The sequence below is a fragment of the Amycolatopsis solani genome, assembly GCF_033441515.1.
GTDB classification, from domain to species: domain Bacteria; phylum Actinomycetota; class Actinomycetes; order Mycobacteriales; family Pseudonocardiaceae; genus Amycolatopsis; species Amycolatopsis solani.
The window spans coordinates 716,428-728,725 of sequence record NZ_JAWQJT010000001.1 but is presented as its reverse complement, the minus strand read 5'-3'; the positions used below and the strand labels follow the sequence as shown (position 1 = coordinate 728,725).

Here is a 12,298-nt window from a genome sequence, read left to right as displayed (position 1 = left end):
ACGCAGGGGACGTGACCAGGTGACCAGCTCCAACCCGAGGTTTCGGGCTGCGCCGCGCCGGATAGCGGTGTTCTCCGTGCACACCTCGCCGCTCGAGCAGCCGGGTACCGGCGACGCCGGCGGGATGAACGTCTACGTCAGCCAGACCGCCACCGAGATGGCCCGCCGCGGCGTCGAGGTCGAGGTCTTCACACGCGCGACCGCGTCCGACCAGCCGCCGGTCGCCGACCTGGCGCCCGGGGTGACGGTGCGGCACGTCCAGGCCGGGCCGTTCGAGCCGCTGAGCCGCGACGAGCTGCCCGCGCAGCTGTGCGCGTTCACCTCCGGCGTGCTGCGCACCGAGGCCTTCCACGAGCCGGGGCACTACGACCTCATCCACTCGCACTACTGGCTCTCCGGCCAGGTCGGCTGGCTCGCCCGCGACCGCTGGTCCGTGCCGCTGGTGCACACCGCCCACACACTGGCGAAGGTGAAGAACGCCGCGCTCGCCGAGGGCGACAAGCCCGAGCCGCGCACCCGCGTGATCGGCGAGGAGCAGGTGGTCGCCGAGGCCGACCGGCTGGTCGCCAACACCGCGGTCGAGGCGCGCCAGCTCATCGACCTCTACGACGCCGAGCCGCACGCGGTGCACGCCGTGCCGCCGGGCGTCGACCTCGAACGCTTCACGCCGGGGTCCCGGCACGCGGCGCGCGACGCGCTCGGCCTGGCCGACGACGACGTCGTGCTCGCCTTCGCCGGCCGCATCCAGCCGCTGAAGGCGCCGGACGTGCTCCTGCACGCCGCGGCCGCGATGCTGCGGCGCCGGCCCGAGCTGGCTTCGCGGCTGGTCGTGCTCGTCGTCGGCGGGCCGTCCGGGACCGGGCTGGAGCAGCCGCAGGCGCTGCGCGAGCTGGCGGTTTCACTCGGCATCGAGGCGCAGGTGCGGTTCCTGCCGCCGCAGCCGGGCGAACGCCTCGCCCGGGTCTTCCGCGCCGCCGACGTCGTCGCGGTGCCCAGCTACAACGAGTCGTTCGGCCTGGTCGCGCTGGAAGCGCAGGCCTGCGGGACGCCGGTGGTCGCCGCCGAGGTCGGCGGGCTGCCGGTGGCGGTGCCGCACGGCGTGTCCGGCCTGCTGGTGCCGGGCCACGGCGCGGACGAGTGGGCGGACGCGCTGGCCGCGGTCGCGCTGCGCCCGGACCGGCGCGCCGAACTGGGCGCCAACGCCATCGTGCACGCGCGGCGGTTCTCCTGGCGCCGCACGACCGACGCGCTGCTCGACATCTATGCTCAGGCCACGAGCGCCTTCCGGCAGGCGCTGGAACTGCGCGCGGAGGTGGCGGTGTGAGCTTGGACCAGCTGATCCAGTCTACTTTGGACTCCGCCGAGCTGAAGTACGACAAACGCGGTCCCGGCAAGTACTTCGTCACCCTGCCGGGCACGAAGAAGCTGCAGACGAACGCGTGGCTGGTCGACGGCGACCACGCGTTTTCGGTGGAGGCCTTCGTCTGCCGCCGTCCCGACGAGTCCCATGAGGACGTTTACCGGTTCCTGTTGCAGCGCAACGCGAAGCTGTACGGCGTGCACTACACAGTGGACAGTCTCGGGGACATCTACCTGGTCGGCCGGTTCGGCAAGGAGACGATGTCCGCCGACGAGCTCGACAAGGTGCTCGGCCAGGTCCTCGAAGCCGCCGACGGCGACTTCAACACGCTGCTGGAGATCGGCTTCGCGACGTCGATCAAGCGCGAGTGGGACTGGCGCGTCTCCCGCGGCGAGTCACTCGCCAACCTCCAGGCGTTCAAGCACCTCGTCGCGCCCGCGGCGCCGCACGAGCCGGGCTTGACCGAGTCGTGACCCGGGCCGTGCAACGGCCCTGAACCGGACATCCGTCTCACCGCCAGTCGAAACTGGAGGGAGAACCAGGATGCGGACTCGATGGAGAGCGGGGCTCGCGGCGGCCGCCGTGGCCTTCGCGCTGGCCGGCTGCTCGGCTTCGGAGAACGGGGCATCGTCCACGGCGGACAGTGCCGGGGTCGCGCCCGCCGTCCCCAAGCAGGGGACGAGCGGCAAAGCGGACTCGAAGGTGACACCGCCCCAGGCGGGCGCCACCGACCGGAAGCTGTCCCGCAGCGCGCGGCTGGAGCTGACCGCGACCAAGGTCGTCGACGTCGTCGCGCAGGCCCGCGGGATCGCGCAGGGCGCGGGCGGCTACACCGGGCAGGAGAGCACGGGCGAGGAGTACGCGACGCTCAGCCTCGCGGTGCCGGCCGACAAGCTCGACGGCGCGCTCGACCAGCTCTCGCACCTGGGCACGACCCTGGTGAAGCGCGAGCTGAACACGCAGGACGTGACCGAGCAGGTCGTCGACGTCGACGCGCGGCTGCAGACGCAGCGGGCGTCGGTGGAGCGGATCCGCGCGCTGCTCGCGCGGGCGACTTCGGTGTCGGAGATCGCGTCGGTCGAAAGCGAGCTGACCAGCCGCGAGTCGGCGCTGGAATCGCTGGAGCAGCAGCGGAATTCGCTGGCGGGCAGCGTCGCGATGGCGACGGTGGCGATGAGCATCCGCAGCGTGGCGGCGCCCCCGCCGCCGTCGGAGGACCGCAGCGGCTTCCTGGGCGGGCTGGCCGGCGGCTGGGACGCGTTCTTGACGTTCGGCGGCGGGCTGCTCACGGTGCTGGGCGCGATCGCGCCGTTCCTGCTGATCGTGGGACCGCTGGCCTGGGCGGGCTGGTGGCTGAACCGGCGTCGCCGCGCGGCCCGGCCGGAGCCGACCGAGGGGTGAAGCGGGCAGGCGGGACGGCTCGAGGGAGGGGGGAGTCGCGATCTCGAGCCGCCCCGCTGAAGTTCCCGCCGATCAGGACCCGGTGACGAGGGGGGTGCCAACGGGGCCGGCGGGCCGCGGCTCGGCAGGGGGGAGACGAGCCGCGGTCAAAGCCCGAAACCGGCCGGGGAGTGCGTGGAATCCGGCCGCTCGGGACGTAGTCAACCTGTCAGATCTCGACCTGTAATCACAAGACTACTCACTAGTCCGTTCGAGTGAATTTACCGGTGAGCGATAACGGTGTGCAGTTTGTAGCCCGGAATTTGCGCGTTGTTGGCGCTCGGACTTGTCGAAGAGTGAGGTGTTACCCGGGGGTAACGCACTCTGCGTAGGTCGAGGTCACTGGTGGATTCACGGACCGGTTCTGGCAGGCTGGCACCATGGCTGAACTCGGGACGTTGGTGCTGCTCCGCCACGGGCAGAGCACGTGGAACGCGGAAAACCTGTTCACCGGCTGGGTGGACGTGCCGCTGTCGGAGCAGGGTGAAGGCGAAGCCCGCCAGGGCGGTCAGCTGCTGGCCGACGCCGGCCTGCTGCCGGACGTGGTGCACACCTCGCTGCTGCGCCGCGCGATCTCCACCGCGAACATCGCGCTGGACGCCGCCGACCGGCACTGGATCCCGGTGAAGCGCGACTGGCGGCTCAACGAGCGCCACTACGGCGCGCTGCAGGGCAAGGACAAGAAGCAGACCCTCGAGGAGTTCGGCGAGGAGCAGTTCATGCTCTGGCGCCGCTCCTACGACACCCCGCCGCCCCCGATCGACCCGGACGACCGGTGGAGCCAGGCCGGCGACCCCCGCTACGCGGACCTCGGTGACGCCGCGCCGCTGACCGAGTGCCTCAAGGACGTCGTCGAGCGGCTGCTGCCGTACTGGGAGTCCGCGATCGTGCCGGACCTGCGTGCGGGCAAGACCGTGCTGGTCGCCGCGCACGGCAACTCGCTGCGCGCGCTCGTCAAGCACCTCGACGGGATCTCCGACGCGGACATCGCCGGCCTCAACATCCCGACCGGCATCCCGCTGCGCTACGACCTCAGCGACGACCTCAAGCCCCTGAAGCCGGGCGGCGAGTACCTCGACCCCGAGGCCGCCAAGGAAGCCGCCGCCGCGGTCGCCAACCAGGGCCGCTGACTCACGCCGCGGTGACCGGCCGGACGGCGGTCGCCTTCCAGCTCGCCCCTTCACGGACGACGTCGAACTCGGCCGTGAAGGGCTTGCTGGTGGTCGGGCCCGTGGCGGCGGTGACCTGCAAGATCGTCGTGAACAGGACGGTCGCGCCGCCGCCGGTGAGGGTGACCACCGCGGCCATCGGGTTCGGGCCCAAGGCCACCTTTGTGCCGCTCTTGCGGATCGCCTCGACGTAGGTGGCCTTCTTCGCGCGGTAGTCGCTCAGCAACGGCTCGGCCGCGGCCGCCTCGGCGCGCGTGTACGAACCGTCCGGGTCGCCGCTGTCGGTCGTGAACAACGCGCCCGCGACCGTCCGGGCACCGGCCAGCGCCGAATCGCGCAGGCCGGGAAGGCTGCCGTCGTCCGGGTGCGGGGCGGGGGACGGCTGCGCGGGGTTCACCGCGATGTCCGACAGCCGCCAGTGCCCGCCCTCCTCGAGCGCGGTGAACGCGGCCGTCGCCAGGCCCTTCGACGTGCCGTTGACCTGCGACAGCACCGCCAGTTCGCGGACCTTCCCGCCGGTCAGCTCCAGCGCCGCCGCTCGCGCCACGGTGGTGGTCAGGCGCACCGGCTGCGCACTCTTCCTGACCTGCTCGAACAACGCCGTGAGCTGAGCCTTCGCGGTGCCGGTGACGTTCGCAGCCACGGCCTGGTCGAACGCCGCCGGGTTCGCCGAGTCGTAGCTGAACACCGCCTCGGCCGCGGTCTTCACGGCGGCGAGCGCGGCGGCCGTGCCGGGCGCGTTGACGACCGCGAGGTTGCCCGTCAGCGGCTGCGCCGTCCCGGAGACGGCCGAGGAGCACGCCGACGTCGTCAGGACCAGCGCCAGCAGCGCTCGCCTCACAGCAGCCCGGCCTCGCGGGCCCGCGCCCCGGCCTGGAACCGGGACGACGCGCCGAGGATGTCCATCAGCTCCGCCACCCGGCGCCGGTAGGTGCGCAGGCCGACGCCGAGGGCGCGGGCCGCCGTCTCGTCCTTGCAGCCGGACGCCAGCTGCTCGAGGATCTCGCGCGCGCCCAGCTCGGTGAACCGGGCCTGGTAGGACTCGAGGTCGGTGGCGCCGGCCCAGGCCGCCTCGAACAGCGACTGGATGCCCTGGACCAGGCCCGGGTTGCTGACGACGGTGTAGCCGCGGACGCCGCCGACCTCGTCGCCGGCCACGATCGCGATCCGGCGGTCGAGCAGGATCGTCTCGTTGACCTCGCGCTCGGTGATCCGGATGCGGGCGCCGTGCGTGGCCATGAACCGCAGGTGGTCGGCCAGCGCCGGGTCGAACAGCACGCCGGGCAGGTACATCTTGCGCACGTTCGTCGCCCGCGCGGCCTGCTCGCGGGCAGCCGGCGTCGGGTGCGCCACCGACCACGTGTGCAGGTCGCGGGCCGCGCACGAGACTTCGGTCGCGGTCGCGAAGAGGTGCTTCGTCCGCTCGAACAGCTCGGCTTCGCCCCGCACCACGACGACGTCACTGACTCTCTCCACGCATTCCAGTTTGGCAGCTAAATGCCAAAACCGGCGCCCCGCGAACCGGATCGGAAGGCTGGAGCCATGACCACGAACACTCCCGCCGCCGCGGCGGGTACCTGGAAGCTCGGCTCCTTCGAAGTCAACCGGCTCGGTTTCGGCGCGATGCGCCTGATGTCCACTTCGGACGGCGGCATCCGCGCTCGCGAGACGTCGATCGCCGTGCTCCGCCGCGCCGTCGAGCTCGGCGTGAACCACATCGACACCGCCGTCTTCTACTTCGACGGCCCGCGCTCGGCGAACGAGCTGATCAACACCGCGCTGGCGCCCTACGACGACCTGACGATCACCACCAAGGTCGGCCCGGGCCGCGACTTCACCGGCGCGTTCTACACCGCCCGGCCGGACCAGCTGCGCGCCCAGGTCGAGGAGAACCTGCGCCAGCTCGGCCTGGACCACCTCGACGTCGCCAACTACCGGATCGGCCAGGCGCTCGACCGCGGGGAAGGCTCGCTCGCCGACGGTTTCGGCGCGCTCGCCGAACTGCGCGAGGAAGGCCTCATCCGCGAGCTGGGCATCTCCAACGTCGGCCCGGAACACCTCACCGAGGCGCTCGAGATCGCGCCGGTCGTCTGCGTCCAGAACCAGTACGGCCTCACCGCCCGCCGGGAGGACGACGAAATCGTCCGGATGTGCGCCGAGCGCGGGATCGCCTTCGTGCCGTTCTTCGCCGTCGCCAGCGGGCAGGGGGAGGACGCCCGGGTCGCCGAAGTCGCGCGCCGCCACGACGCCACCCCGGCGCAGGTGCGGCTCGCGTGGACCCTGCACCAGGGCCCGCACGTGCTCGCGATCCCCGGTACCGGTGACCTCGCGCACCTCGAGCAGAACGTCGCCGCGGCGGCGCTGGAGCTCACCGAAGCCGATTTGGCGACGCTCGACTCGAAAGGGTGAATTCACCCGGAATGTCTCGCCGCGGAATCGATCGGGTGAACGCCACCTGAAGCCCCGGCGAACATGTCCTCCGCAGGTGTCGCGGTGCTCACGACAAGGCGGACAACGCTAGGCCGAAGGGCCACTTCGCAGCTTACGATCGGCCCGTGACCACGCCTGTTTCACTCGCACTGGCCATCGGCGCACTGGTGGCCGGTGCGGTGGTCGGCTACTTCCTCGCCCGGGCCCGCACCCGGCGCGAGGAAGCCCGGCCGCCGGGCCCGACCGTCGCGGAACTCCTCGAACGGCTGGTCCGCTCCTCGGCCAACGGCATCGTCGTGCTCAACCGCTTCGGCGACATGGTGCTGCACAACCCGCGCGCCTACGAGCTGGGTCTCGTCAAGGTCAACCAGGCCGATCCGCGGGCCCGCAAGGCCGCCGAGCAGGTCGTCGAGACCGACGAGCCGATGGAGATCGACCTTTCGCCGCTCGAAGCACGCGGCCGCCAGCCGGAAGCGGTGCTCGGCCAGGTCCGGCCGCTCGGCGACGGCTTCACCGTCGTCGAGGCCGTCGACCACTCCGAGGCCATCCGCCTGGAGGCCGTGCGCCGCGACTTCGTCGCCAACGTCAGCCACGAGCTCAAGACCCCGGTCGGCGCGATCGCGCTGCTCACCGAGGCCGTGCTGGACGCCGCCGAGGACGTCGAAGAGGTCCGCCGCTTCGGCGGCAAGATCCTGCGCGAGTCCACCCGGCTCGGCCAGCTCGTCACCGAGCTGATCGCGCTGTCCCGGCTGCAGGGCGCCGAGCGGCTGCCCGACCTGAACGTCGTCGAGGTCGACGCGGTCGTCCGCGAGGCGCTCGGCCGCACCACGCTCTCGGCGGAGTCGGCCGACATCCGGATCACCACCGACAGCCCCAGCTCCCTGCTCATCGAGGGCGACCGGACGCTGCTGGTCACCGCGCTGTCGAACCTGCTGGAGAACGCCGTCGCGTACTCGCCGGCCGGCAGCCCGGTCTCGATCAGCAGGCGGCTGGCCGACGGGATGGTCGAAATCGCCGTCACCGACCGCGGGATCGGCATCGCCGAGGACGAGCAGCAGCGCGTGTTCGAGCGCTTCTACCGGGCCGACAAGGCCCGCTCGCGCGCCACCGGCGGCACCGGGCTGGGCCTGGCGATCGTCAAGCACGTCGCGGCCAACCACGGCGGCTCGGTCGGGCTGTGGAGCCGCCCGGGCACCGGCTCGACGTTCACCCTGCGCATCCCCGCGCACGTCCGCCCCGAGCCGGCGCCGGAGCCGGCCAGGGCCGCCAAGACCTCGCCGGCACCGCGGCAGGAGAAGACCCCCGAGCGCACCCAGAGGCTCGTGGTTACCGGGCAGGACAGCCCAGATCATGGAGGAAACCTGTGACCAGGGTTCTCATCGTCGAGGACGAGGAGTCGTTCGCCGACCCCCTCGCCTTCCTGTTGCGCAAGGAAGGGTTCACCGCGGCCGTGGCCGGCACCGGCCAGGCCGCGCTGGAGGAGTTCGACCGCAACGGCGCCGACATCGTGCTGCTCGACCTGATGCTGCCCGGGATGAGCGGCACCGACGTCTGCAAGCAGCTGCGCCAGCGCTCGGCCGTGCCGGTGATCATGGTGACCGCGCGCGACAGCGAGATCGACAAGGTCGTCGGCCTGGAACTCGGCGCGGACGACTACGTCACCAAGCCGTACTCGGCCCGCGAGCTCATCGCGCGGGTCCGCGCGGTGCTGCGCCGCGGCGGCGAGCCGGGCTCGGACGGCGAGCTGGCCCCGCTGGTGCTCTCGGCCGGACCGGTGCGGATGGACGTCGAGCGGCACGTGGTGACCGTCGACGGCGCCGAGGTCTCGCTCCCGCTCAAGGAGTTCGACCTGCTCGAGTACCTGCTGCGCAACGTCGGCCGCGTGCTGACCCGCGGGCAGCTGATCGACCGGGTGTGGGGCGCGGACTACGTCGGCGACACGAAGACGCTCGACGTCCACGTGAAGCGGCTGCGCTCGAAGATCGAACCGGACCCGGGCTCGCCGCGGCACCTGGTGACGGTGCGCGGGCTGGGCTACAAGTTCGAGACGTAAATCCCATTCGTACGGCTTCGTCCCGGCGGGAGGCGCGCCGGGACGAAGCCGCACCGAGTGTTTTCGGTTACAAGTTCGAGACCTGGCGCTGGGCCCGGTACGCTGGACCCCCGTGCGCCTAGGGGTACTCGACGTCGGTTCCAACACCGTCCACCTGCTCGTGGTCGACGCCCACCGTGGCGCCCACCCGACGCCGATGCATTCCGAGAAGTCCGTGCTGCGGCTGGCCGAGCAGATCACCCCCGGTGGCGAGCTCACGAAGGCCGGGGCCGACGAGCTGGTGACCGCCGTCGAATCCGCGAAGGACTCCGCCGCGCGGCTGGGCTGCGAAGAGCTGATGGCCTTCGCCACTTCCGCGGTCCGCGAAGCGAAGAACTCCGCCAAGGTGCTCGCTCGCGTGGCCGACAAGACCGGCGTCGAGCTGCAGGTCCTCTCCGGTGTCGACGAAGCGCGGCACACCTTCCTCGCCGTCCGCCGGTGGTACGGCTGGTCGGCCGGGCAGCTGCTCGTGCTCGACATCGGCGGCGGCTCGCTCGAAGTCGCGATGGGCCGCGACGAAGAACCCGTGCTGGCCGAATCGCTGCCGCTGGGCGCCGGGCGCACCACGCGCACCCGCTTCAAGCACGACCCGCCGACGCGGTCCGAACTCGTCGCGACGTCGGCGTGGCTGGACGACCAGCTCACCGACCTCACGCGGAAAGTCACCAAATGGGGTGAACCCGACCGCGTCGTCGCGACGTCGAAGACCTTCCGGTCACTCGCCCGGCTGACCGGCGCCGCCCCCTCGGCGGCGGGCCCGCGCGTGCGACGTACGCTCACGGACACCGCGTTGCGCCAGCTCCTGGCCTTCATTTCGCGGATGCCCTCGGCCGATCTGGCCCAGCTCGAAGGGGTCAGCTCGAGCCGATCCCACCAGCTGGTGGCGGGCGCGCTCGTCGCCCAGGCCACGATGCGGGCGCTCGGTGTTCCGGAACTCGAGATTTGCCCGTGGGCTCTGCGAGAGGGTGTCATCCTGCGGCGGCTGGACCATTCCACCGGCGCGGATGAGACTGGAGCCGCCCTCGCGGGACGCTTGGGCGCACAGGAGGACCGGTGAAAGCACCCGGCTGGACTTCCCGGACGGAGAACGGGCACGGTGGAGAGGTGACGGACATGCAGAGGTCGGTGTACAGCGCGCGCTGCGCCACCGGAATGCCGTCGGGGGCCTCCCCGCGAGGTGCCGCCAGTGACGACTCGGTGCGCGCGAGGGAATGCCAGGTATGACGGACCAGACCGGAGGCGACCAGCCGCAGAAGACCGTGGCCGAGCTGCTCGCCCAGCACGGCGCCCAGGTCGACGGCGGGCGACGCCGCCGTCGGCGCGCGGCCGATGACGACGACGAACCCGGCACGCCCGAAGCCGCACCGGGTGCGACCGGCTCGCACCGGCGCCCCGGCGTGAGCGACACCGGCCCGCAGGCGATCATCGACCGGGTGGCCTCGGAGGGCACCCCGCCCCCGCCGCCCCCCGGCCGTCCCACCGGACGCCGTCGCGCCGAACCGCCGCCGCCCGCGCCCCGCGCGGTCCCGCAGGACTCCCAGCCGCTGCCCCGGCCGGTGCCGCCGCCCCCGGCGCGGCCCGCGCCCGGCGGCGCCGAGTCCGGCCAGTACCAGCGGCCGGTGCCGCCGCCGGAGTCGAGCCAGTACGTCCGGCCGCCGCAGGAGTCCGGCCAGTTTTCGCGCCCGGCCCCGCCGGAGCCGCCCGCCCCGCCGCGGCCGCAGGAGTCCGCGCAGCTGCCCGTGCCGCCGCGCGCGCCCCGGCGCCAGCCGCCGCCTCCGCCGCCGCCGTCGCAGCAGCTGCCGGTCCCGCCCGCCGCCGAGGAGACCCGCGGGGCCGTCCCGCCGGTCCGGCGTCGGCCCGGCCCGCCGCAGCCGTCCCAGCAGCTCCCCACCCCGCCGCAGCCGTCGCAGCAGCTGCCGACGCCCCCGCCGGCCGCCGGCCCGCTGTCGGCGCGGCTGGACGGGCTCAACGGCACCCCGGACGCCGACGTCGACGTCCCGCCCGGCCCGATGGCCAGCGGCACGTTCCCGACCCCGCCCGCCGCACCCGGCCGGCCGCGGCGGGCCCCGAGCCGCCGTCCGCAGCCCCAGCAGGAGGCGTACACCGAGCAGTTCTCCGCGGTGCCCGACGACGAGCCGCCCGCGCCGCCGAAGAAGGGCGACGAGCCCTCTTCGCCCGCGGGCCTCGCGAACTGGCGCAAGCGCCGCCAGAAGGAGCAGATGGAGGACACCGAGATCGGCGTCATGCCGGTGGTGCCCACCGACGCTCCCGGCGACGGCTACCCCGAGGACGACTTCGAGCCCGAAGGGTTCGCCCCGGAGAGCAGCGGCTACCAGGCCGCCTACGACGCGGGCCCGCCGACCGGCGCGTACCCGCCGCCGATGCCGTTCGCACCCGGCGACCGCGCCTCGCGCGCGCCGATCCCGGACGACCTCGAGCCGTACGAACGCGAGTTCGCCGACGGCTACCCGGCGGGCGGCCCGGACTTCGAGCAGGACGACTACGGCTACGAGCAGGGCGAAGGCTACGAAGACGACGAGTACGACGACGCGCCCGAGCCCGCGCCGGAACCCGCGGTCGTGGCCTCGCCCGGCAAGGCGTGGCTCGCACTGGCCGGCCAGCTGGCGATGGGCGTGGTCGGCGGGGCCGCCGTCTGGCTCGGCTTCAACTGGCTCTGGGTGAACATCCCGGCCGCGGCGCTGGTCGCGGCGTTGCTCGTGGTCGTCGCGCTGGTCTGGATCGTGCGGAAGATCCGCCGCGCCGAAGACCTGCAGACCACCGTGCTGGCCGTGCTGGTCGGTCTGGTGGTGACGGTGTCACCGGCCGCGTTGCTCCTCGTCGGCCGCTGAGGTCCCCTTCGGCCCATGCGCGTTCGGTGACCAGGCAGGATGGCGCGCGTGACAGACGAGAAGCCGGTGCCGGTCGGCCTGAGCACGGCGTCGGTGTGGCCCCTCAAAGCCGGCTCGGCCTTCGAGCTGGCCGCCGAGCTCGGCTACGACGGCGTCGAGGTGATGGTCTGGGCCGACCCGGTCAGCCAGGACCTCTCGGCGCTGCGGCGCTGGTCGCGGCGCACCGGGGTGCCCGTGCTGTCGATCCACTCGCCGTCGCTGCTGATCACGCAGCGGATCTGGTCGCCGGACCCGGTGGTCCGGCTGCGGATGTCCGTCGACGCCGCGCTCGAACTCGGGGCCCGCACCGTGGTGGTGCACCCGCCGTTCCGCTGGCAGCGGCGTTATGGCGACGCCTTCGGTGATCTCGTCGACGAGCTCGAAGAGTCGAGCGGCATCGAAATCGGCGTGGAAAACATGTTCAAGGTCCGGCCGCCCGGCGGTTCTCGCACTTCCCGGGTGTCGGCATTCCGGCCGTCGATCGACCCCACGGACGTCGGGTTCCGGCACTACACGCTCGACCTGTCCCACACAGCGGCAGCCGGAATGGACGCGCTGGCCCTCGCGCAGCGGATGGGTGAAGGGCTCACGCACGTCCACTTGGCGGACGGCACCGGCGTCCCGAAGGACGAACACCTGGTACCCGGAAGGGGTGACCAGCCTTGCGCCGAACTCCTCGAAAAGCTGGTCAGCAGCGGTTTCGGCGGCCAGATCGTGCTGGAGATCAACACCCGGCACGCGGTGACGGCGGCCCAGCGGGTGCGTGATCTGGCGGAGGCACTTTTGTTCGCTCGTTTCCACCTCGGGCAATGAACGAGCACGTTCCGACAGGACACGACTACGCCCGACTCCATTTCCGCGGGCACAACCCGTAAAGTTCGGACCGTGAACCCGTCGCCCGCGTTGATCGTCCCCTTCC

The 12,298-nt window shown here is 72.4% G+C and carries 12 protein-coding genes; 10 read left to right on the top strand and 2 right to left on the bottom strand.

The features are described 5' to 3' along the window. Positions 1 to 19: 19 nt before the first annotated feature. The 4 genes from mshA to SD460_RS03625 all read left to right on the top strand — a co-directional run bounded on the left by mshA (position 20) and on the right by SD460_RS03625 (position 3,930). Positions 20 to 1,324 carry a D-inositol-3-phosphate glycosyltransferase gene (gene mshA, locus SD460_RS03640; RefSeq protein ID WP_318305911.1) on the top strand — a complete coding sequence of 435 codons (1,305 nt, stop codon included), beginning with the start codon at positions 20 to 22 and terminating at the stop codon, positions 1,322 to 1,324. Next, a complete protein-coding gene (locus SD460_RS03635; RefSeq protein ID WP_290058014.1) occupies positions 1,321 to 1,833 on the top strand; it encodes a type III secretion system chaperone family protein in 513 nt (170 codons plus the stop codon). Before mshA ends, SD460_RS03635 begins: the two co-directional genes overlap by 4 nt. Positions 1,834 to 1,903: 70 nt before the next feature. Then, positions 1,904 to 2,761, top strand: coding sequence for a DUF4349 domain-containing protein (locus SD460_RS03630; RefSeq protein ID WP_290058013.1), 858 nt, complete (start codon positions 1,904 to 1,906; stop codon positions 2,759 to 2,761). Positions 2,762 to 3,180: 419 nt separating this feature from the next. Then, positions 3,181 to 3,930, top strand: coding sequence for a phosphoglyceromutase (locus SD460_RS03625; protein WP_290058012.1), 750 nt, complete (start codon positions 3,181 to 3,183; stop codon positions 3,928 to 3,930). 1 nt (position 3,931) lies between these two features. Here SD460_RS03625 and SD460_RS03620 read toward each other — a convergent pair whose 3' ends face one another. Both SD460_RS03620 and SD460_RS03615 read right to left on the bottom strand, forming a co-directional pair. Then, on the bottom strand, positions 3,932 to 4,810 hold the full coding sequence (locus SD460_RS03620; RefSeq protein WP_290058011.1) for a hypothetical protein: 879 nt from the start codon (positions 4,808 to 4,810) through the stop codon (positions 3,932 to 3,934). Further along, positions 4,807 to 5,445 (bottom strand): helix-turn-helix domain-containing protein, encoded by a 639-nt coding sequence (locus SD460_RS03615; RefSeq protein ID WP_290058010.1) that lies wholly within the window; start codon positions 5,443 to 5,445, stop codon positions 4,807 to 4,809. The genes SD460_RS03620 and SD460_RS03615 overlap by 4 nt, the downstream gene beginning before the upstream one ends. A gap of 66 nt (positions 5,446 to 5,511) precedes the next feature. Between SD460_RS03615 and SD460_RS03610 the strand changes: the two genes are divergently transcribed. The 6 genes from SD460_RS03610 to SD460_RS03585 all read left to right on the top strand — a co-directional run bounded on the left by SD460_RS03610 (position 5,512) and on the right by SD460_RS03585 (position 12,192). Then, entirely contained in the window at positions 5,512 to 6,378 is an 867-nt protein-coding gene (locus SD460_RS03610; RefSeq protein WP_290058009.1) for an oxidoreductase, read from the top strand. Between the two features lie 146 nt (positions 6,379 to 6,524). Continuing rightward, complete coding sequence (locus SD460_RS03605) at positions 6,525 to 7,766, top strand: sensor histidine kinase (protein WP_290058008.1); 1,242 nt, start codon at positions 6,525 to 6,527, stop codon at positions 7,764 to 7,766. Then, positions 7,763 to 8,452 (top strand): response regulator, encoded by a 690-nt coding sequence (locus tag SD460_RS03600; protein ID WP_091303839.1) that lies wholly within the window; start codon positions 7,763 to 7,765, stop codon positions 8,450 to 8,452. Before SD460_RS03605 ends, SD460_RS03600 begins: the two co-directional genes overlap by 4 nt. A gap of 112 nt (positions 8,453 to 8,564) precedes the next feature. Next, positions 8,565 to 9,548 (top strand): Ppx/GppA family phosphatase, encoded by a 984-nt coding sequence (locus SD460_RS03595; protein WP_290063112.1) that lies wholly within the window; start codon positions 8,565 to 8,567, stop codon positions 9,546 to 9,548. Positions 9,549 to 9,711: 163 nt separating this feature from the next. Next, entirely contained in the window at positions 9,712 to 11,340 is a 1,629-nt protein-coding gene (locus tag SD460_RS03590) for an Rv0497 family membrane protein (protein WP_318305910.1), read from the top strand. Positions 11,341 to 11,379: 39 nt separating this feature from the next. Further along, on the top strand, positions 11,380 to 12,192 hold the full coding sequence (locus SD460_RS03585) for a sugar phosphate isomerase/epimerase family protein (protein WP_290054477.1): 813 nt from the start codon (positions 11,380 to 11,382) through the stop codon (positions 12,190 to 12,192). Positions 12,193 to 12,298 lie beyond the last annotated feature (106 nt).